Source organism: Ignatzschineria sp. LJL83 (assembly GCF_054871845.1).
This window is the reverse complement of sequence record NZ_JBTXLY010000014.1, coordinates 40,399-62,716: the sequence shown is the minus strand read 5'-3', so window position 1 is coordinate 62,716 and position 22,318 is coordinate 40,399. Positions and strand designations below refer to the sequence as shown.

Annotated in this window: 20 protein-coding genes; 8 read left to right on the top strand and 12 right to left on the bottom strand. The window is 38.4% G+C overall.

Annotated elements, in window-relative coordinates; translation table 11 throughout:
* Nucleotides 1–21: 21 nt before the first annotated feature.
* The 4 genes from ACYSN2_RS09635 to epmA all read right to left on the bottom strand — a co-directional run bounded on the left by ACYSN2_RS09635 (nucleotide 22) and on the right by epmA (nucleotide 3,191).
* Nucleotides 22–504, bottom strand: a complete 483-nt coding sequence (locus ACYSN2_RS09635; protein ID WP_461750044.1) for a DUF2269 family protein — start codon at nucleotides 502–504, stop codon at nucleotides 22–24.
* Nucleotides 494–898 (bottom strand): DoxX-like family protein, encoded by a 405-nt coding sequence (locus ACYSN2_RS09630; RefSeq protein ID WP_461750043.1) that lies wholly within the window; start codon nucleotides 896–898, stop codon nucleotides 494–496. Before ACYSN2_RS09630 ends, ACYSN2_RS09635 begins: the two co-directional genes overlap by 11 nt.
* Nucleotides 879–1,847 carry a hypothetical protein gene (locus tag ACYSN2_RS09625; RefSeq protein ID WP_461750042.1) on the bottom strand — a complete coding sequence of 323 codons (969 nt, stop codon included), beginning with the start codon at nucleotides 1,845–1,847 and terminating at the stop codon, nucleotides 879–881. Before ACYSN2_RS09625 ends, ACYSN2_RS09630 begins: the two co-directional genes overlap by 20 nt.
* 369 nt (nucleotides 1,848–2,216) lie before the next feature.
* Entirely contained in the window at nucleotides 2,217–3,191 is a 975-nt protein-coding gene (gene epmA, locus ACYSN2_RS09620; protein ID WP_461750041.1) for an EF-P lysine aminoacylase EpmA, read from the bottom strand.
* Between the two features lie 297 nt (nucleotides 3,192–3,488).
* On the opposite strand from epmA, the gene ACYSN2_RS09615 reads away from it, so the two are divergent.
* Nucleotides 3,489–3,698 carry a bacterioferritin-associated ferredoxin gene (locus ACYSN2_RS09615; protein WP_461750040.1) on the top strand — a complete coding sequence of 70 codons (210 nt, stop codon included), beginning with the start codon at nucleotides 3,489–3,491 and terminating at the stop codon, nucleotides 3,696–3,698.
* Nucleotides 3,699–3,948: 250 nt separating this feature from the next.
* Here the strand turns inward: ACYSN2_RS09615 and bfr (ACYSN2_RS09610) are convergent, their stop codons facing one another.
* Together bfr (ACYSN2_RS09610) and bfr (ACYSN2_RS09605) are read right to left on the bottom strand one after the other, a co-directional pair.
* Nucleotides 3,949–4,419, bottom strand: a complete 471-nt coding sequence (gene bfr / locus ACYSN2_RS09610) for a bacterioferritin (protein ID WP_461750039.1) — start codon at nucleotides 4,417–4,419, stop codon at nucleotides 3,949–3,951.
* Nucleotides 4,420–4,550: 131 nt separating this feature from the next.
* Complete coding sequence (gene bfr / locus ACYSN2_RS09605) at nucleotides 4,551–5,018, bottom strand: bacterioferritin (protein ID WP_461750038.1); 468 nt, start codon at nucleotides 5,016–5,018, stop codon at nucleotides 4,551–4,553.
* Between the two features lie 520 nt (nucleotides 5,019–5,538).
* Here bfr (ACYSN2_RS09605) and ACYSN2_RS09600 point away from each other — a divergent pair.
* Nucleotides 5,539–7,698 carry a YgiQ family radical SAM protein gene (locus tag ACYSN2_RS09600; protein WP_461750065.1) on the top strand — a complete coding sequence of 720 codons (2,160 nt, stop codon included), beginning with the start codon at nucleotides 5,539–5,541 and terminating at the stop codon, nucleotides 7,696–7,698.
* Nucleotides 7,699–8,091: 393 nt separating this feature from the next.
* On the opposite strand, the gene asd is transcribed toward ACYSN2_RS09600, so the two are convergent.
* From asd to ACYSN2_RS09575, 5 genes are all read right to left on the bottom strand, one after another.
* Nucleotides 8,092–9,219: an aspartate-semialdehyde dehydrogenase gene (gene asd, locus ACYSN2_RS09595; protein WP_461750037.1), complete on the bottom strand. Its 1,128-nt coding sequence runs from the start codon at nucleotides 9,217–9,219 to the stop codon at nucleotides 8,092–8,094.
* A 495-nt stretch (nucleotides 9,220–9,714) separates the two neighbouring features.
* Entirely contained in the window at nucleotides 9,715–10,785 is a 1,071-nt protein-coding gene (leuB, locus tag ACYSN2_RS09590; protein ID WP_461750036.1) for a 3-isopropylmalate dehydrogenase, read from the bottom strand.
* A gap of 317 nt (nucleotides 10,786–11,102) precedes the next feature.
* On the bottom strand, nucleotides 11,103–12,290 hold the full coding sequence (locus tag ACYSN2_RS09585) for an MFS transporter (protein ID WP_461750035.1): 1,188 nt from the start codon (nucleotides 12,288–12,290) through the stop codon (nucleotides 11,103–11,105).
* A gap of 267 nt (nucleotides 12,291–12,557) precedes the next feature.
* Entirely contained in the window at nucleotides 12,558–13,013 is a 456-nt protein-coding gene (dut, locus tag ACYSN2_RS09580) for a dUTP diphosphatase (protein ID WP_461750034.1), read from the bottom strand.
* Nucleotides 13,014–13,193: 180 nt separating this feature from the next.
* Complete coding sequence (locus tag ACYSN2_RS09575) at nucleotides 13,194–14,156, bottom strand: complex I NDUFA9 subunit family protein (RefSeq protein ID WP_461750033.1); 963 nt, start codon at nucleotides 14,154–14,156, stop codon at nucleotides 13,194–13,196.
* 616 nt (nucleotides 14,157–14,772) lie between these two features.
* Here ACYSN2_RS09575 and glmM point away from each other — a divergent pair.
* The 6 genes from glmM to ACYSN2_RS09545 all read left to right on the top strand — a co-directional run bounded on the left by glmM (nucleotide 14,773) and on the right by ACYSN2_RS09545 (nucleotide 21,289).
* A complete protein-coding gene (gene glmM, locus ACYSN2_RS09570; protein ID WP_461750064.1) occupies nucleotides 14,773–16,089 on the top strand; it encodes a phosphoglucosamine mutase in 1,317 nt (438 codons plus the stop codon).
* A 350-nt stretch (nucleotides 16,090–16,439) separates the two neighbouring features.
* Entirely contained in the window at nucleotides 16,440–17,144 is a 705-nt protein-coding gene (locus ACYSN2_RS09565) for a response regulator (RefSeq protein WP_461750032.1), read from the top strand.
* An 87-nt stretch (nucleotides 17,145–17,231) separates the two neighbouring features.
* Nucleotides 17,232–18,521: a phosphate regulon sensor histidine kinase PhoR gene (gene phoR / locus ACYSN2_RS09560; RefSeq protein ID WP_461750031.1), complete on the top strand. Its 1,290-nt coding sequence runs from the start codon at nucleotides 17,232–17,234 to the stop codon at nucleotides 18,519–18,521.
* Between the two features lie 324 nt (nucleotides 18,522–18,845).
* Nucleotides 18,846–20,021 carry a saccharopine dehydrogenase family protein gene (locus tag ACYSN2_RS09555; protein WP_461750030.1) on the top strand — a complete coding sequence of 392 codons (1,176 nt, stop codon included), beginning with the start codon at nucleotides 18,846–18,848 and terminating at the stop codon, nucleotides 20,019–20,021.
* Entirely contained in the window at nucleotides 20,018–20,668 is a 651-nt protein-coding gene (locus ACYSN2_RS09550; protein ID WP_461750029.1) for a DUF4166 domain-containing protein, read from the top strand. The genes ACYSN2_RS09555 and ACYSN2_RS09550 overlap by 4 nt, the downstream gene beginning before the upstream one ends.
* Entirely contained in the window at nucleotides 20,669–21,289 is a 621-nt protein-coding gene (locus ACYSN2_RS09545; protein WP_461750028.1) for a hypothetical protein, read from the top strand.
* Between the two features lie 94 nt (nucleotides 21,290–21,383).
* Here the strand turns inward: ACYSN2_RS09545 and ACYSN2_RS09540 are convergent, their stop codons facing one another.
* Nucleotides 21,384–22,256 (bottom strand): WYL domain-containing protein, encoded by an 873-nt coding sequence (locus ACYSN2_RS09540; protein ID WP_461750027.1) that lies wholly within the window; start codon nucleotides 22,254–22,256, stop codon nucleotides 21,384–21,386.
* Nucleotides 22,257–22,318 lie beyond the last annotated feature (62 nt).

Here is a 22,318-nt window from a genome sequence, read left to right as displayed (position 1 = left end):
TTCTCACTATTCCCATTTTTTCTAAAAAGTGATGAATGGCATCTTTGTGACCATAATATAAAAAATCAATACAGCGCCGGTAAAGCCGATATATCCCAAACTTTCCCAGCAATATTGATAGCGCTTATAACGGGAATCTAAAGGTTCATTATGTAAATACGCGCGATCGGTCATTTTTTTCATCTGAATTTGAAACCAAACTACCGGCAACCACGCAATGCCAATTAAAAAATAGAGAATATAGACATTGATAAACCAATCTGAACTAAAGCTCATTCCCATTCTTTCCCCAAGCATCAATCCCGTAATCGGCTGAATAATCACTGCCGGCGTTGTAATCGCCCAATCACAAAAAACCACCATTCTATTGGTGAAATATTGCGATGCAAGATTGCCAAAACGATTGGAGAAAAAGACATAGAGCGCACTACCAAAGCCCGTTCCCACCATTAACATCGCCGAGATAATATGGAGATATTTCAACACAAAATAGCTATCGAACATCTTGAACCTCCTTTTGTAGAATCAGAAAGAAATAACAGAGCACTAAAATCGGCAAATTTTTCAACATAGAACTAAACGGATCTTGCCAAACTTCCGGAGAAAATAGCGTCATCAAAATCGTATAGCCGGCAATCACAATCATTAATAGCTGAATAATGGTTTTGGATGGCTTGATCAAGACCCAAATTCCGCAGATAACATCCATTGCGACCAATCCATAAAAAAGCATTTCATGCCAAGCAACCGGAAATGGAAACGAATGGAGAAGTGTTAATCTCATCACAGGATCGCTTAGAAATAACGGGATTAAACCTGATCCTATAAACGTAATTCCTAATGTGATTCGGCAGATATTCATCATGGAACGCGCCCTATCATTGTTCACAATGTTCATTTTGTACTCCTTTCTCTTTTAGTAATCTCTCCGAAACCTGTTCGCATTTTTCGTCATGCTTTTGACTTTCATTATTAATTACCGGCAACAACGCTTTGCGCCCTACCACTTCTGCAAATCGGTTATCTTTCGGCGTACTTCCCGCTTTTAATAATTGATAGGCATGATTTCCGGCAATCTTTGGCTGAATGATGCCAAAGGCATTCATCGCAATTTGAAAAGCTCGCTCCGAAATGGTCTGAACTTTCAATTTTGAATTAAACTGCCGGAGATAATTCTCAATAGTAATATCTTCACTTCCTACTTCATAAGTGCCGGCATTAAAATCCCCAAACATCAGCTTTTCTATAAACACAATCAAGTCTTCAAGCTGAATCGGAGATACGGAATATTGTTCTTGATTTAAATTTTGATTTTCAAAAGAGCGTGCATTGCCGATAGAACATAAGGTTTCCGGCATTTTCGGAAGCATTATTACCGGCATTTGGCTTAATCTTTGAAAAAATCGCGTACTTGCGCCATTTTCCGCATAAACTAACGAAGGTTTAATGATGTAACTCGCTTCATGCATTGTGAGCAACCATTGATCTAGCTGATATTTATATTTCAAATACGGAATTTTGGCGTAATCCGCATAATGGCTCAGAGCGGATAAAGAAAGAATTCTCCCAATACGCGCAGATACTGCAATTTTAAAAAATTTTAAGAGCCTTTCATACAGCGCTTTCTGTTTTCTATCACCAATTGCTGGCGATAAACCGAGCGTATTAATAATCATCGTATCTGCCGTAAGATAAGCACGAAGTTCCAACTCGTAACGCCCGCTTACATCTTTATCAAACTCTGAAAGCCATGCTCTACTCGGCGCCCAAATTTCTTTTCCTTGAGCAATCAAAGATTGATACAGCGCATTCCCGATCATTCCTGTTCGTCCCAATAAAATAATCATACATCGCTCCTTTCAGTACCTGCTTTCATCATTTATTTTCATCGTTTACTTTCATGGTTTGAAAACTATGAAGATCACTCTATTTGTTTTTCAAATTTCTGTCAATACAGAAATTACAGATAAAATAAAAATAAGAAATAAATAGATAGTGAATAGATAGATATGACTAAGAACTTATTTCATATTGATAAATAAAATCAACCAGTTAACAACTAAATTGAAATCTATGCTTGAAGCCTATTTTTTCTATAGCTTCTCTCTTTTTTAAAGGATCTTTTTTAAACGGATCCACAAAAAAAGGATTCTTTTCAGAATCCTTTTCATCTCATCGATTGTAAAACTTCTATGAAACCTATTTCGATTTCGGTACTAGGATGCTTCAAACCCGAAGCTAATCACATCTTTAATCTCTTGCTGATTATTCATCGCCATTAATAAGCGATCAACCCCTACGGCAACGCCACTGCAAAATGGCACTTGATCTAAACTTTCCAACAATAATTCATCAATTGGCACCGCTTGATAACCGATCGTTTCTCGTTGGATGTTTTCAGCGAGAAATCTTTCCCTCTGCTCTTTGCTATTTGTGAGCTCTTCATAACCATTGGCAAGCTCTAGCCCTTTCCAATACGCTTCGAAACGCTTTCCGACTTGGTAACCATCCACTTCCACGATCTTAGAAAGCGATGCTTGTGATGCCGGATAATGGTAGAGCACCGTGATTTTTTTTGGATCAAATTTCGGTTCAATCAAATGCGACACGATTAAATCGAGCGCTTCATCTCGATCTCGTAATTCAAAGGTTAGCTCTATTCCCTGATCTTCGATCAATGCCGTTAATGCCGGCAAATCCATCTCAAAAGGATTCACTTGTAAAATCGTGTTAAATGCTTCCAAATAGCTATAATATTCTACTGCTAAAGTTTGCTGAGAAATCGTCTGAATCAGCGTGACAACTTCTTCCATCAACATTTCTAAGGTGTAATCTAAGCGATACCATTCAAGCATCGTGAACTCAGGATTATGCCGGCGACTGATTTCTCCATCTCGAAATACTTTTCCCAAGTAATAACAAGAACCTGAACCCTCCGCTAAAAGGCGTTTCATATGATATTCCGGCGAGGTAATGAGAAACATCGGTGCATTGTGAAGCACTCCAGGACCATTATAAGTGGCAATAAAATTCAACAGCGCCGGATCAGGATTTCCAAATTGGCTCATAATCGGCGTATCGACCTCTACCACTTTTTCTTGATAGAAATACTCCCGAATAGTTCTAAAGACTTCCCCACGTTGCCAAAGTTTTTCTCGAAGCGCTTGCGAATGATCCCAATTCTGTTCCATTTTCGACATGATTTCCTATTAATATCTACAACGATCTCGATAAATTTCAAATATAACTAAACTCTGTAATGCGCCATTTTAAATGATCTAACTCAAGAAAGAAAACAAAAGCTCGTGAAAATAAAATGCCGTATCTCTGCCTAAAAAACTCCCAAAATAGCAGATTTTATCTGCTTAGTTCAGATTCCCAATTAAGATCTCTTCAGTAATAGAACTCTATGCCAATCACTTACTACTTGCAAATAAGAATAATTACTATTAATATGCGTAAAACATCGTTAATAAGAGGAATTAATCATGTATATTTGTCTTTGCAATGGGATTACCGATAAAGATATCGTTGAAGCAGTTGAAAATGGCGTTGCCGATTTTGAAACCTTACAAGCAAAGCTTGGGGTTGCTACAGGTTGTGGTTCATGCGCAGATATCGCAAAAAGCTTTCTTCCAGGAGAAGCATCACCGATGAATCAAAATATTCCTGTTCCTCAAGCTTACGAACTTCGTTAATTCGTTAAAAAATTTATACTCTTTTTGGTTTAAAACCCTAAAAAAGATCAAAATTACTGATATGGGATATTCAAAAGAATACCAACATTCGAACTAGCGATGAATCAGCCTAAATTTGATCATTGAAACTTTCTTAAACTGATTTCATAATATCCATAAAAGATATAAAACACCCAAACATAAAAAAGCTCAGGATCATTGATGATTCTGAGCTTTTCTCGTTAAATTCTTATCTTACTAGATTTTCTAATTATTTCTCAATTGCATTCTGCAAGTAGATTTCCAAACCTAGAGTTTCGATATTATCTTGTTGCGTTTCGATCCAATCGATATATTCTTCACTTTCATCTAACATTTTTTCAAGAAGATCGCGAGATACGTAATCTTGTACTTCTTCAAAATGTGCAATGGCTTCTACTAATACAGAATGCTTCTGCATTTCTCGAACTAAATCGCACTTCAAGATTTCCGGCACATCTTCGCCGATAAAAAGCTTTCCAAGTTCCTGAAGATTTGGCAATCCTTCCAATAAAAGAATGCGTTCAATGACATCGTCAGATTCTTTCATATCTTCAATGGATTTTTTATAAATTGGATGCCCTAAGCCTTCAAAACCCCAATTCTTTAAAATACGCGCATGCAAAAAATATTGGTTAATTGAGATTAAATATTGTCCCAATACTTTATTCAAATGTACTAAAACCGTGCGTTCAATCTTCATTTGATATTTCCTTTATACTGATATATTCATCATCACTGATGATTGCTTCAATGAACTTCGATACTGATAAAACTTCATAGAACATACAATCATCAATGAATCTACCGGAGAAAAGATCTACAACTAATCTCTTACGCTAATTCTCTTTGAAGATATAACGGTAATGAGATTGTTTTGATTAAACGAAGTTGTTGCTCTAACCAATGCGCATGATCTTCTTCAGTATCTTTCAACTGAACTACTAACATATCGCGCGTCACGTAATCTTGCTTCTCTTCACAAAGCGCAATCCCTTTTTTCAAGGCTTCACGTACTGAAAGCTCAAGATTTAAATCGCTCTGAAGCATCTCTTCAACCGTTGCACCAATATGAATTTGATCTGGAACCATTTTTGGTGTGCCTTCAAGCATCAAAATTCTTGTAATAATGAGTTTTGCATGGCTCGTTTCATCATCCATTTCATGGAAAATACGCTCATAAAGCTTTGTATATCCCCATTCTTCATACATTGAAGAGTGAATAAAATATTGATCCCTTGCCGCTAACTCGCCCGCTAATAGAACGTTTAAGTAATCGATAACTTCTTTATTCCCTTTCATAATGAATTCCTTTTTATGTTTTGATTCATAAATTTTAATAAATTTATTAAATATTTTACTAAATAACACTTAATGTACCTTTCATAGTATAGGCAATTCCCCTCGGCTTTACGAATCGAGATTAATCTCTATAATCAGCAAGTTACAAACAACATTGATTCCCAAATATCTCTCACTACTATCTATTTAACAACCTTTATAAATCACATACAAAACAACGAGTTATAAATAAAAGAGATTCATGATTGGGAATAACTAGCAAATCATAAGCACTCAATTCTCATTTACCCGTAATAATCGAGTAATAGTTACTCAAAATATTCTCTCTCTTTTCCAATTTTCCAAGATTAAAAAATTTGATGCCTTAACAACTTCAAATCTCTTCCATTTCCCTCAAACGTAGTTATGCACCCTAATTTATATCTTTTAAATGATGCATTTAGAATGACCTTTTCTTCAAAAAAAGGTATGATCATTCCTCACAAAATGTTATATGGAATGGATTTTAAATATGCGTCAAATGGATGGTGTTAAGCCACTTTTTTCTTATCGTAAATATTGGGCTCATCGTTTTGGAACAGCCCCTTTCCTTCCGACAACTCGCGAAGAGATGGATGAGTTAGGTTGGGATAGTTGCGATATTATCTTTGTTACCGGCGATAGCTATATTGATCATCCAAGTTTTGGAACGGCGATTTTAGGTCGACTTCTCGAAGCGCAAGGATTCCGTGTCGGCGTGATTTCACAGCCAAACTGGAACAGCCCTGATGATTTTGAGAAGCTTGGCACACCGAATCTCTATTTTGCCGTAAACTCCGGCAATATGGATTCCATGGTCAATCATTACACAGCCGATCGTAAAGTTCGCCGTAATGATGCATATACTGCCGGAGATGTGAACGGGAAACGTCCTGATCGTGCCGTGATTGTCTATACGCAAAAACTGCGTGAAATCTTTAAAGATACGCCGATCGTGATTGGTGGCATTGAAGCTTCTCTTCGCCGTGTTGCCCATTATGATTATTGGGATGAAACCATTCGCCGTTCTGTGCTGATAGATAGTGCCGCAGATATGCTTCTTTTCGGAAATGGCGAGCGTTCTATTACAGAATTAAGCCACCGTTTAGCAAGTGGTGAAACCATTGACCAGATCACTGATATCCGCGGCTCATCTATTATTCGTCCGCACGGAAAACACCACTTTGATCGCCATGAATTAGATTCAACGCATTTCGATCACGTTGGTAAAATCGACCCATACATTAATCCTTACGGCACTTCGATGAATACGAAAGAAGAATGTGGGACAAACGTTGCGCTTGAAGCACCAACCGCAGCGCAAGCACAATCCACACTTAAAAGTGAAAATATCAGTAGAACAGATGTGACGATTCGTCTTCCTAGCTTTGAAGATGTGACGAAAACGTCCACGTTATATGCTCACGCAAGCCGTATTTTGCATTTGGAAACCAATCCTTTTAACGCAAGACCAATGGTTCAGCAACACGGCGATTTAGATATCTTCATTAATCCACCACCATTCCCGCTCTCAACGCCGGAAATGGATGCCGTGTTTGCACTTCCCTTTGAACGTGCGCCACATCCAAGTTACGGCGATGCACGCATTGCCGCTTGGGAAATGATTAAACATTCTGTCAATATTATGCGCGGTTGCTTCGGCGGTTGTACGTTCTGCTCTATTACAGAACATGAAGGCAGAATTATTCAGAGCCGTTCTGAGAAATCCATTTTAAATGAGATTAAAGAGATTCGTGATCGTGATCCTGATTTTAAAGGCTACATTTCCGATCTCGGCGGTCCAACTGCGAACATGTACCGTTTAGCGTGTAAAGATCCTAATATTGAAAAGCATTGCCGTAAACTCTCATGTGTTTATCCCGGCATTTGCCAAAACCTCAATACCGATCATAAACCGCTTATCGAGCTTTACAAAAAAGCGAGAGAGATTGATGGCGTCAAACGCATTCATATTGCTTCCGGCGTCCGTTATGATTTGGCGGCGAAAGAGTCTGATTATATCAAAGAGCTCGTGACGCATCATGTGGGCGGATATCTTAAAATTGCACCAGAGCATACGGAAGAAGGTCCTCTGTCAAAAATGATGAAGCCTTCTATGAAAGCATATGATGAGTTTAAAGTGCTTTTCGATAAATACTCTAAAGAAGCCGGAAAAGAGCAATACCTCATTCCTTACTTCATCGCTTCTCATCCGGGAACGACCGATGAAGATATGCTCAATCTTGCCATATGGCTTAAAAAGCATGATCTACGTGCCGACCAAGTACAAGGATTTATGCCAACGCCGATGTCTGTTGCAACAGCAATGTACTACTCAGAGCGTAATCCACTCAAACCAATTCGTAATAATTCAGAGCATGTAGGAACTGCGAAAAGCCCGAAACGCCGTCAAATCCATAAAGCATTCTTACGCTATCATGATCCCAATAACTGGCCGTTACTTCGTCAAACCCTTCGTTATATGGGCAAAGGCGAATTGATTGGTTCAGGGAAAGATTGCCTCATTCCGGCAGAAAGTCGCAGAGAACGTGAAAATAACAGACACCAAGCTCGTTCAGGAAACAATGCCGGTAAAGGTCAACGCTTCACAACAAACTATCAAGGGATTCCTCGTAAAAAAGATAAGAATCACTCGAAATAGTATTTTGGGAAATTTGAGTTATTAGACTTTCATTGAACTAAAACAATAATCGTTAATATAAAAGTAAAAGCCAACAAACGTTGGCTTTTTTCATTTCCGCTCAGTCTCAGTTTTATCTTAAAATTGGCTTGAACAATAATATAGGCTGATTCATAGCTGGTTCGAATGCTTGTATTCTTCCGTATATCTTGTGCCAGCAATATTGATTTCTTTTGAGATTTTCAAATCCGAATAACTTCTGAATAAAATCTAAACAACACGGCAACAATGCAAATTATTGAATCTTTTAGGATCTCTATCCATCAATCTAAACTCTCTGAAACCTTAAAAAACAAAAGCCCGCTATTAGCGGGCTTTTTATCAAAACTTTATCTAAATCTTTAGGCGAAATTTTTAAGCTAAAGATTCTTCTCTTTCTAAAAGAATATTTAACATTCTACGAAGTGGCTCTGCCGCTCCCCAAAGGAGTTGATCGCCAACAGTAAATGCGTTGAGATATTCAGGTCCAATGTTCATCTTACGAAGACGACCTACAGGAATTGTCATCGTACCTGAAGTTGCTGCCGGCGTTAATTCTTGCATTGTAATATCACGATGATTTGGAACTACTTTCACCCAACGATTGCTCTCTTTAATCATCGCTTCCAGATCTGCCATCGGCACATCACGATTGAGTTTTACCGTTAAACCTTGTGAGTGACAACGCATTGCGCCCACACGAACACACGTTCCATCAATAGGTACTTCGTTTGCTAATTGCAATAACTTATTCGTTTCCGCCATTGCTTTCCACTCTTCACGGCTTTGTCCGTTTGGAAGCTCTGAATCGATCCATGGAATTAAGCTTCCTGCAAGTGGCGCACCAAAACGTGCTTTTGGATAAGCATCCGTTTGGAAAGAATCTGTAATCATCTGATCAATTTCTAAAATGCTTTTTGCAGGATTATTTAAATCCGCACCCACTAAACCATAAATGGAACCCATCTGCTCTAAGAGTTCTTTCATGTTTTGTGCACCGGCGCCAGAAGCTGATTGGTATGTCATAGACGTTGCCCAATCCACTAAACCTTCTTTGAAGAGTGAACCAAGTGCCATTAACATTAAGCTCACTGTACAGTTACCGCCAATGAAGTTTTTAACGCCTTTATCAATGCTCTGATCGATAATATGTCGGTTTACAGGATCTAAAATAATAATAGAATTATCATCCATGCGAAGCGTTGAAGCGGCGTCAATCCAGTAGCCATTCCAACCCGTTGCACGTAATTTTTCAAATACTGCCGTTGTGTAATCGCCACCTTGGCAGCTAATAATAATATCTTGCGCAGTTAGCGCTTCAATATTGTAAGCATCTTGAAGTTTTGGATCAAACTCGCCTGCTACAGTAGGCGCATTACCGCCGGCATTTGAGGTTGAGAAAAAGGTCGTATAAATGCCGGTGAAATCATTTTCCGTTATCATTCGATCCATTAATACCGAACCAACCATTCCACGCCAACCGATTAAACCCAACTTTTTCATACTTTACCCTTTAAAATATTTCAATAAATATTGTTTCAATATCCAACGTACTGACTTCTAATGACAACTGCGCCAACTACTTTTACTTTCAACATCTTTCAGCATTTTCAATGCTGATATCAACTGTTCAATTGATAGCTATATAAATAGCTATCTAACTGTTAATTTTGATTCTTAATTCTTATTACCTTGACAACGGTTTCAAATATATCACTAAGGCATATCGCTAAAGCAACTTCATATGATTGAGTAAACAACATTGATGAATGGGTCATCCTTCAATATTGAATGCCATTTTGAAAAGAGAATATGACTCTTTCCTCAAAATGCCGGAAATTGCTAACAATGCCCGGCAAGGCATTTAAGATCTATTTGAGATCTGTAAAATAGATCTTAATCTTCAATCAAGCTTCCATTGAGTTTCATTCTAGCTTCAACATAGACTAAATATAAGCTGCTATTTTAGCGATATTTTTTGATCTATATCTCTATAACTTACGCATTTAACGCTGCTAATACCGCATCGCCCATTGCCTTACAACCAATCACTTTCTCATCGCTTCTTGCGATATCTTTCGTGCGGTAGCCTTGGCTTAATACTTTCTTCACGGCATTTTCAATCTCATCGCCAATATCGTTACGATTAAAGCTGTAACGGAACATCATCGCAACGGAAAGAATGGTCGCTAAAGGATTCGCAATATCTTTGCCGGCAATATCTGGCGCTGAACCATGAATTGGCTCATAAAGACCTTTGTTATTTTCATCTAACGATGCCGATGGCAACATGCCGATAGAACCTGTGAGCATTGACGCTTCATCCGATAAAATATCGCCAAAAATATTCCCTGTTAACATCACATCAAATTGCTTTGGTGCACGCACTAATTGCATTGCCGCGTTATCCACTAAAAGATGCGTTAATTCTACATCAGGATATTCCGCTGAAACTTCTGTCACAACATCACGCCATAATTGCGTTACTTCCAAAACATTCATCTTATCAATTGAGCAGAGACGTTTATCACGCTTTTGCGCTGCTTGGAATGCAACGTGGGCAATACGACGAATTTCTGATTCAGAATAGATCATCGTATTAAAACCAACACGTTCACCATTACGCTCTTCAATACCACGTGGCTGACCGAAATAGATATCGCCGGTAAGTTCACGAACGATCATAATATCTAAGCCGGCAACCAACTCATCTTTTAAGCTTGATGCATGAGATAGCTCTTCAAATACTTGTGCTGGGCGAAGATTTGCGAAGAGATTCAGCTCTTTACGAATCGATAAAAGACCTTGTTCAGGACGAATATTACGTGGAAGACCATCATATTTTGGTCCGCCTACAGAACCTAAAAGAAGCGCATCTGCTGCTTTTGCTTTCTCTAATGTTTCAGCAGGAAACGGATATCCTGTTTCATCAATTGCAATTCCACCAATAAGCGCACGATCAATGGTGATATCGAGATTATGTTTTTTCGCCACACAATCTAATACTTTCTCCGCTTGACCTACAATTTCAGGACCGATTCCATCTCCAGCTAAAATTAATACTTTCATTTTAAACGAACTCTCCAGATCTCAAGTTCACAAATGCTCTATAAAACTACGATTTTTACGAGTGGATATACCAGATATTCATCATATCTAGGCAATAATTTCACATCGTTCAACATCTAAAAAGATTCTATAAAACATTCTATTTGTCATATCACACTACTTGTGTGAGCCCACTCATCAATATACGAGATCGCCCCAAAAAATCATAGCTTCTATTGATTAATTTGTTGCCAATCTGCCAATATTTAAAGCTAAATCAAAAAAGCTACCGAAGAAAGAATCTAAGCCCATTATTTCTGAGTTATTTTTAAAATTGTTTACGCTTTTTTACGGAAAAAGAGAAGGAACATTCCCAGTAATATAATGGCATTCACTAAATAGCCGAGCATGATCGTGTCGTAAGTTCCCGTTAAGTCATAGAGTAAACCTAATAATGTCGGAATAAATGCCGCAAAGCAGTAACCACCAAAGAGCATCATCGCTGTCCAACTTGCAACAGCATTGCCATCATCCACTTCATAAAATGGTAATAACATCGTGATAGCAAAAAGCCCTGAGCTTACTAATACCCCCAAAATTCCAATAATGGCATAGAGGAAAATGAGGTTATTACTGCCCCAAAGCAAGAACATCACGCCGATAATAGTAATGGAAATCGCACCTAAACTTGTTCTTCTTAATCCTAAACGAATCACGATCACCGGAATTAAGAATCCGCCGATTAATCCACAAAAAATCGAAAGATTGAGTAATGCATTAGCATGAAAATTACTAACGCCTTTTTCAATTAAAAAGGGGAGTAACCACGCTACGTTTGTATAAAAAAGCCCTGATTGTAAGCCGAAACACGCCACCAACATCCAAGCTCTTGGCTGATTCCACGGCATTTTCGCTTTTGGCGCATTTTTTGTGGTGCTCTCTTGCGTTTTAAAGAGATAAAAAGCCGCCCAAATTCCAGAAATAATCAGGATCGGCAGTGCCCAAAACTCTAGCGTAATGGCCCAATCCCAACCTAAATATTGATGTAAAATAGAGCTACTTAATGATCCAGAAACACCACTAATACTGATTCCAAATGTATAGAAAATCATACCGACATTACTGCGGCTTTTAAAATGGTGCTTGACGTAACCAGACAGTAAAGGTCCGGCAACGGCAATACCCATTCCCATTGAAAAGGAAGAGAGAAACAGAAGAATCGTGCTATCAAAAAAGCTTCTAGTAATGGCCGAAATCGCAATCAAGAGCAAACTGAAGGTAATCATGCGTTCCATTCCAAAACGATTGCTCAAAGGAGCTGCCGTTAACGCAAATACGCCCATACAGATAATGGGAATGGTTACTAAGAAACTGACCACCGCACTCGATAACTGCATATCTTCCGCCACGCTACTCATTACAGGTCCTAGCGATGTTAACGTCACACGCAATGATGCGGCAGCTAAAAATACCAACCAAAAGCACGCAAGTGGTACATATGGATGCTGTTTCTCAACCTGAGTCATATTGAAATTCCCTTTATTCTCTAATTATTTCTCTATTGTTATTATCTGTCTTTCTGAATTTTTCAGCCCATTCTGTCACAACAAAGCGCTTTCCTCCTAAAAGAAAAGCGCCTTCTATTCATTTATCTATGCTTACCGAATTTCAATATTCTTTCAATATCCATATCATTTTCGTATATCTAATACCAAATATCGAAAATGAAATATTGAATACTGTAAGCTTAAGACTGCATTCAACATTCTCTCTAACGTCAGTTAGATGATGGCTTAACCGCGACCTGTGTGACCAAAGCCACCTTCGCCACGTTCTGAAGCTTCAAACTCTTCTACTTGCGTAAAGTTTGCTTGCATCACCGGCACGATAATCATCTGCGCCATTCTCTCGCCCACTTTCAGCGTGAAATCATCTTTACTACGATTCCAAAGAGAAACCATGAGCTCTCCTTGATAATCTGCATCAATTAAGCCCACAAGGTTTCCAAGCACAATGCCATGTTTTACGCCCAATCCTGAACGCGGTAAAATCATTGCCGCATAACGAGGATCTTTTAAGTAAACTGCAATTCCTGTTTTCACAAATGCCGTTTCGCCGGCTTTAATGACGATATCGCTTTCAAGCATTGCACGTAAATCAAGACCTGCCGAGCCTTCTGTGGCATAACTTGGTAACGGAAACTCATTTCCAAGACGCGCATCTAATACTTTAAAATCAACATTCAACATACAAACCCTTTTTACTTTTCTCTTTATATTCCGTTCTAGTTTTAGTTCTAATTCTAAAACTAGCGCTAACTCTTGTTCTATTGTCTGTTTTCTATGAAAACAAAGAAGCTCATCGTGAATGATGCCAAGAATGATTCTTAGGCTTCTTCAACAATGAGCTTATCGCACCAATCTTACAAATTATGGATTGGTCGGACGACGTGCATTTAAACGATCGTAATAATATTTATCTAATACCGTTGTCGGCATTTCATATTGACGCACAGATTCATAACTTGCCGGCGTAATTCCCAATACTTCAAAATCTTGTCGATCTGTAATAGAAGGCGTTTTAGACGTTTTAATTTGATTTCGGCTATATGGGAAGCGTGGTACGAATCCTACAAATAGTGCGATAAAGCTCGCTAAACCATCTGGAAAGCCAATAATCATACGTTTTTTCGGCGTAATTTCTGAAGCGATTTTCTTCGCAACTTCCTTAAAGGTGTATTGCTCAGGACCTGCTAATTCAAATACCGTTTGTTCATGATCTGTTTGAAGCAATTCTAACGTTGCTTTTACCACATCATTCACAAATACTGGCTGAAGTTTTGCATTCACCATTGGAAGTAGTAATACCGGCATTGTTCTAATCCAACGCGCAACATGGTAAGAGAATGCATCTTCATAACCCACCACCAAAGATGGCGCTACGATAGAAAGCTTCATCTTTCTATTTTGTGCTAAATCTAAAAGCACTTTATCGCCTTCGCCTTTCGTTGAGAGGAACGTTCCTGGCGCATTTGGTTTCGCACCAAGCGCACTGAAATGAATCATTTTTTTCACGCCAAGTTCATCGGCAATTTCAAAAATACGCTTAGGAAATGCAACATGCGCTTTTACTGCTCGGCGACGCTTATTTTCCCAAGTACCAATCATATTGATCACATATTCAGAGCCGGCAAGATGTTCACGAATCAACGCTTCATCTTCTAATTTACATTCGTTAACATATTCTACAAATGGTAAACATGAAGCACTATTTTGAACATTACGATCACGGGAAAAAACCGTTACACGATAACCATTACGAGATAATGCTGCAGTTAAAAGCGTGCCGATAAAGCCTGTTCCGCCAAAGATACTCACTTTTTTCCTATTCATTTCTGCTCCTGAATATATGGATAATTTATAATTATTTATGAAATTCCTATGAGTATATCAAATAAAAATGGCTGTTAGAGCCTAATTTTGCTATTCAAACTCGAAAAGGTATTAATTCAAGGAGTTATTAATCGTATAGAAATTACATATAGAGATTGCCTATCTATACACAATATCTCTTTGCCCTTCCCCATCGCATTCTGATAGATCAATATTCCCTCATAGTGTAATCATTTAAATATTGACATAGATCAGATTTCTTAAAGAGAAGGTCATATGAAAAATCCTTTCCAAAATAAATTTTTTATTAAAATGTCGATACTTAAGTTAATTGTGAACATCATTGCATTATAAACGCGCGCTTTTATTTATAAAATCTCTGTATAAATATCTAGATTATTATAAAGCAACATCAATTTTATTGATTATTCTTCTAATACAAAACTCCCTTACTTAAAATATATAGTGGTTATATTCAAGTAGTTATGGCTTAATAACTCAATCTTTTTAAATAACAACTACCTATCTGAAAGATTTTATTTAATTAGGAATATTGAGGCATCATCCCATATTTAAACTGACTAGGTTACGGGATCACTGATAAGGACATACACAAATAATGAGAAAGTATTTTGGAACAGATGGAATTCGTGGGAAAGTTGGGATATATCCTCTTACTCCTGAATTTGCATTAAAACTCGGTTTCGCTGCCGGTAAAGCGCTCGCAGGACAAGAAAATGCAACTGTTTTAATAGGAAAAGATACCCGCCAATCGGGTGATATGCTTGAAGCGGCGCTTGCTGCTGGTTTAAATTACGCCGGTGTGAATGTGATTTTAGCAGGCGTTTTACCAACGCCGGCGATTGCGCATTTAACCATGAAACATCAGCTCGTTGCGGGCATTGTGGTTTCAGCTTCTCATAATCCTTTCTATGACAATGGCATTAAGTTCTTTAATCATTTGGGCGAAAAACTCGATGATGCGGTTGAACTTACCATTGAAAAAGCCATTGATGAGCCTTTAACGCTCGCTGAAAATGGCAAAATCGGCACGATTTCTCACTTAGAAACTGCAAGTGATGAATATATCGATTTCTGTTATGAAAGTGCAAAAGGCTTATCCCTTTCAGGAAAGAAAATCGTGCTCGATTGCGCTCATGGTGCCACGTTTGAAGTTGCGCCTAAGCTCTTTGAAAAACTTGGCGCAACCGTGATCACTGTGGGCACCGAACCCAATGGCGTGAATATCAATAAAGAAGTCGGCTCTACTTCTCCAAAGACCATTATTGAAACCGTTAAAGCAGAAAAAGCCGATTGCGGCATTGCGTTTGACGGCGATGGCGACCGTTTGCTCATTATTGATGAAAATGGCAGAACATTTGACGGCGATGACATTCTCTATCTCTTAGCAACGGCGAATAATGAACAATCAGTTGTCGGCACCATCATGAGCAATCTTGGTTTCGAATTGGCTTTAAAGAAAAAAGGCATCGAGCTTCTTCGTTCTAATGTCGGCGACCGTTATGTTTTAGAACTTCTCAATGAGAAAGGCTTAAAAATTGGCGGCGAAAACTCTGGGCATATTCTCTGCCTTGATGTGCATTCTACCGGCGATGGTATGATTGCGGCATTACAATGTTTATTAACGATTCAGAAAATCGGCAGTTCTTTTGGCGAAATCTTGAATGAAATCCCAAAAACAGTGCAAGTGATGCATAACGTTCGCATTGAAAAAGATACCGTTTGGAATACTGAAACCCTTCAAAATGCCATTCAACAGATTGAAGCAAAACTTGCCGGCGAAGGCCGTATTTTAATTCGTCCATCTGGTACTGAGCCGGTTGTTCGCGTGATGGTTGAAAGCCATGATCACGGCATTTCTGAAGCGCATACTATTGCACTTGCAGATATTATCAGAGCTTCTGCGAAATAATGTCTCAAGCACATGTCATTCACTGATATTTTTTACGGATCTCGTTTTACGGATCTCTTATCATTTTCCATCAGTGATCTAAAAAATCAAAAAGAATAATCAAAAAGGATTCTATTGATGAATCCTTTTTTGTTACCTAAGATTTTAGAGATATGACAAAAACATGACAATTATTTACCCACTTATGACTTTGTTACATGATTGTCATAATCAAAATTTACACTAGAACAATATTAATCAATATCTATCACAGTTTTATAACCCGTTATAACCGGTTAGAACCTGTTTTTATGATCAGATTTATGACATATTCTCTATCACTGATTTCTAATTTGAGTAAATAATCCGGTATGAAGAAGATTCTCATTGTTGAAGATGAAGTTCCGATTTCAGAAATGATTGAACATTTCTTATCAAGCGCAGGCTTCGATATTATGCAAGCGTATGATGGTGTGGAAGCGAAAGAAATTTTAGATTCTCAAGCTAAAATTGATCTTATTTTGCTTGATTGGATGTTGCCGAAAAAGTCCGGCATTGATCTCTTAAAAGAGCTCAAATCGAGCCGTAAAAGTCGTCATATTCCCATCATCATGTTGAGTGCAAGAGCCGAACTAGAAGATCGTTTAGAAGGTTTAGATTCCGGCGCGGATGATTATTTAGCAAAACCTTTCTCCATGAAAGAGCTCTTATCTCGCGTCAATTCCCTCATTCGCCGCATTGACGAATATGTGGAAGAAGATAAAGAGATTGTGGAAATTGCCGGCATTGAGCTTGATTTAGATGCGCAAAGAATCACGATTAATAACGAACTCATCAACGTCAGCGCTATTGAATTTAGGCTGCTCTCCTTCTTTATGACCCATTTAGATCGTGTTTATAGCCGCGGAAAACTGCTCGATCATGTTTGGGGAATGGATAGTTATGTGGATGAGCGAACCGTGGATGTTACCATCGGCAGACTTCGTAAAATCCTAGAACCTACCGATCATCATCGTCTGTTACAAACGGTGCGTGGCGAAGGATATCGCTTTTCGCCACAACCTAAATCGAAGTAAATTTTCGATGACGTTCCTTCTTAAAACATTTATGATCGTTTGTGAATGAGTCTTTCACAGCACTGATAGCTATTAGGAGAATTGACGATGTTAGGGCATTTATCTATTAAACATTTTTTGATAGAGCTATTCATGGCATTGCTTCCTGCCCTACTTTTAACGTTTTTCTTCGGCAATCTTTTCCTATGGCTTTTTCTAGCAACTTTCCTGCTTTTAATCTGGCATTACCGGCAGATTTATCGTTTATCGAGTTGGATTTGGGTTGATCATAATCTCTTCCCGCCGGAAGGAAAAGCCACATGGCTTCCCATCTTTCATGGTTTATTGCGAATGCGCCTTGAAAACCGAAAAGAGCGAAATCGTCTTTTAGACTTTATTCGTTATTTCCGTAAAGGCGCTGAAGCAATGCCGGATGCGACCATTTTGTGTGATAAAGATGGCCGGTTAAATTGGTGTAATCCGCAAGCGGAACAGATGCTCAATCTCCGCTGGCCACAAGATGAAAAACAATCGATTTTCAATCTGATTCGAACGCCGGAGATCGTGGAATACTTCAAAAAAGGCGATTATTCCAAGCCTTTTCTCTTAACCCACGATCAGCGAGAACTCGAATGCCGGTTCTATTATCCCTATATTGAAAATAATCTCCTAGTGATCGCTCGTGATGTCACAGATCGGGAAATTGCCGAAAGAACTCGCCAGATGTTTTTTGCTAACGTCAATCATGAACTTCGTGTACCTTTAACGGTGCTCAAAGGCTATGTGGAGATGTTAGAAGGAAATCTTGACGATTCTGAAAAAGCAGGTTTTACCGGCAAAGCCCTTTCACGAATGGATGAACAGATTGATCGCCTGCATTCGTTAGTGATTCAGCTCATGGCGCTTACTCGCTTAGAAACGGCACCAAAATCGGATCAATTTACGCAGTTAAATCTTTCAGAAATCGCTGAAAATATCGTGAGCGATTATCATCATAATCATCCTGAAACCAAATCCATTATTACGGCAGATATTGAACCAAATATTCATATTATGGGCAATATCGATCAGCTAAAACAGGTTTGTAACAATCTCTTCTATAACGCTATCGAGCATAATCCGGAACTCACCGCCGTTCATCTTTCCCTGAAACAAGCCGGCAATGAGATTCTCTTTGCCGTAAAAGATCAAGGAAAAGGTATTCCGGCAATGCACCTTAATAAACTGACGGAGCGTTTTTACCGTGTGGATTCTTCCCGCAATCGCGCGCAATCGGGCGGAAGCGGTCTAGGGTTAGCTATTGTAAAACATGCGCTCAACAATCACGAAAGCCAGCTTTCGATTCACAGTGAAGTAGGTAAAGGCACCACGTTCTCATTTGCGCTTCATAAAGGTTGATTCAATATTTTAAGAATAAGGGCTGATTCAAAGCTGGAGCGAATGTTTGCATCCTTCCAAATATCTCGTGCCAGCAATGTTGATTCTATTTTCGGCTTTCAATTACTTCCTGTCTGCATTTCATGCTCTTTCGCGCGCTATATCCATAAGATATAATCACTAACTCACAGATTTTATTTAAAACCGTGTTAATCTGATGTCTTCTCTTATCTTGAATTTCAGAGCAACAATAAATTTTAAATAACCGGCGATGAGCGATCTTTTTTGGATACAAAATGATGAAAATGCTCTTCCGCCATGAATGTATTCTTCAAAGGAAACATCATGCAGGATAATTCTTTCACAGAAAACAGCGCACCTTTCAACGTCTTAATTCTCGGCGGTTACGGCAATTTTGGCGAGCTGATTTCAACCGCCTTAAGCCAAAAAGATAACCCACAAAATCGCCATATTCAGATCATGATTGCCGGCAGAAATAAAGAGAAAGCGAAAGCTTTAGCGGAAAAACTACAATGCGATTATTTAGTGGTGGATGTTGAAACAGAGAATCTTGCAGAATGTTTTCAGAAAAATAAGATCGACCTTGTGATCTCAACCGTTGGGCCCTTTCAAGGGCAATCCTATCATATTGCAAAATCAGCGATTAAGGAGAAATGCCACTATATTGATTTGGCGGATTCACGAGAATTTGTTGCCGGCATTACAGAACTCAATTCATTGGCTCAAGAAAATAATCTCTTTATCTGCTCTGGCGCAAGCACGGTTCCTGGGCTGAGTAGCGCCGTTGTTGATCATTATCTCCCACAGTTTTCAGAGCTAGATTCTATTGAAGCTTCCCTTTCCGCTTCTGAAAAAGTTCCCGGTATTTCCACCCTTTCTGCCGTGTTAAGTTATGCCGGAAAACCTTTTACCACATGGAAAAATGGGAAGTGGCAAACGATTTATGGATTACAAAATTTGGAACATCATCAATTCCTTCATCTTCCTAAAAAGAGATGGATCAGCAATTGTAATGTACCTGATTTAGCCATCTTTCCCGAGCAATACCCTTCTGTAAAAAACATTTCATTTAAAGCCGGCGTTGGCATTGGTTTTGTGCAGTTCTGCTCGGCATCCATCGCTTTTTTACGGCGTTATCAGCTTTTTCCAAATCCCGTAAAATATGCCGGTATTTTCTATAAAATCTCGCAAAAATTTGAACGTTTTGGCGATGGTTTAAGCGGCATGCAAATCCTCCTTAAAGGAAAAGATCAGGATCATCAACCGCTCACGATCTGCTGGGAAATTATTGGTTACAATAATGAAGGTCCGAATATTCCCTGCTTCGCTTCCATTATTCTCGCCCGAAAACTTGCCAACAATCAGCTCTCAAAACGAGGCGCTTTTTCGAGTGTGCATTTGATTACATTGGAAGAATATTTAGCAGAATTAGAAACTTTAGATATTAAAACTTTTGTGGAGTTTTCCCCAAGTGCTAACTCAAAAGGAACATCCCGATGAAACCTCAAGAACAACTGACGCAGACACAAAAACCGCAACTCTTCCGGCATTTTTTAGGAGATGATTACAAAAAATTACCGCTAGAAATCCGGCAATTTCATGAGCATTCGGATCAAGTCTGGCAAGGAACCGCAAAAATTACCGGCGATTCAAATATCATTTTAAAGCTCCTTCGAAAACTCAACGGATTGCCGGCAATGAACCCTGAAGTTCCCGTCACAATTTCTGTGCGTTATCACAACAATACCGAAATCTGGCAACGACAATTTGGAGCGAATCATTTTACGTCCATCATGGGTTTTGATGAGAAAAAACAGCTTCTATTTGAGAAAGTCGGCATGCTTCGCTTCTATTTCAAATTAGAATTACGAGAAGATGAAGATGAAGATGCAAGTGCCAATGCAAATGCAAATTCAGATGCACAAACAAATTCCAAAATCTTTTCTTATTGGGATTTTCAATATCTCACGGTTTTAGGATGCAAAATCCCCCGTTTTTTATCGCCGATTTTTATTGGAAAGGAATCGGTATCTCTACAAAATACTTACCAATTCAAAGCGCATGTGCGTTTACCTTTTCTTGGTGTTTTGGTTGATTATGAAGGGAAATTATTGCCACCAAGCTCGCTTTCTAACATAGAATTTTGAGTGAAATCGCGCCAACCTTCGATTCGCTCTATTAATTTCCTACTTCTATTTTTTACTTCTATTACAATAGACAGATTATTAGCATTTTTGGCGGTTGTTTCGCCCATTGTTTTAGTCCATAGGATCATTATGAATATCGTCGTTCTCTTCTCGCCTAATTTCCCTGACCTTGCAGAAGAATTTTTCAGTGAAGATCGCAATATCCCCGAAATATTCGACACAGATTATGATATTTCCCCACTTATTTACGATAATAAAGCCGTTGCCATTGATCGCAATGATTGGGATTTTCTGTTTCTGAACGTTGCTTACTGCTTTAAGGCAGATTTCCAAAAGCGTTTAAAAAAGCTGTCAAACACAAAACCTATCTATATGTTCGCCGTCAACGATACCGCTGAAGGCTTATGGTTCGAGCATTACGAAAATGGCAAACTCACGCGCCAATGGATTTCTGTGGAATACGAAGTTCAAGGCAACATGGGCGAATATCTCAAAGAAGAACAAATCATCGGCTACCCATTCATCGACGAAGCTTACGAAGATGTTGGCGCCGAGATGTTTTACGAGCTCATCGAAGAAATTACCGGCTTTGATGTCACAACGATGATTGAAGAAGCTTAAAAATATATATTTATTCAAAAAATTCAAAAAGGACAATACCCTTTCGAGTATTGTCCTTTTTCTTTCTTCTTTCATTTTTTCAGAAACCCCATTTCTATTTTGTGAAAAATCCTGGAGCAACTCTCATCGATGAAACATTTAACAATTCATCTCTATTCTTTAAATAAAGAGGATATTGAGATGGATTTAATTGTGCTAGTGGTGAACAATCCACTTTAAGATCTATCAGCCAAAATCCAAGTAATACTTCGGAAATAAGTATTTCTTTAGCTTCGCCGTTTTTCATCCCTAAATCTAACATGTAACTTTCAGGATGCAATGCTTTAGGGTGAGGAATAATCTGAATTCTCCGATAACTATTCCACTCATCGTCATGAGAAATTCCTTGATCAATTCCTACTGCAGTGACGCTTGAAATCACGCTTAATACCCGAGTAAATTTAAAAGTTTTGTAAACCCCACTCCATTTTTCAGAATCTTTATCTACTTCAAATGCCCGAAAATACCAACAACCGGCCACTTTAAAAATACTATGAGGGATTAGTTTTTTGATACTTTCTCCTGATGAAGTAGAAACATACTTTATTTCAATCATCTTACGATTAATGATAGATCTTGTAATTTCAGATGCATCAGAAATTTCTAACAAAGGATTCTTTGACCATTGTTCTGCGCCATATGTTGCAATATCATAATGATGGCAAATAACTCCATAAGCTACATACAATAATCCTTTCTCTACACTATGTGTATAAAAATGCTGAAACTCATCTGAAATTATATATCCTACCCGAGATCCTAAAAACACCATTTGATTTGGATATTCTTCCAAATAGCCTGCAATTATACGACTCGCTGTCGCTTCTCCAATTGAAAATCGAGTTACTAGCTCACTGCGAGTCAGTTGACCTTTAAATAATAATAAAAACTCTATAAATCGATATTTTTCTCTTAAATTTTCATCCATCAGACTGCTCTTTTCAAAATATTTGAAATTAAAATTATACAGCACAAAACTCTGCCAACACT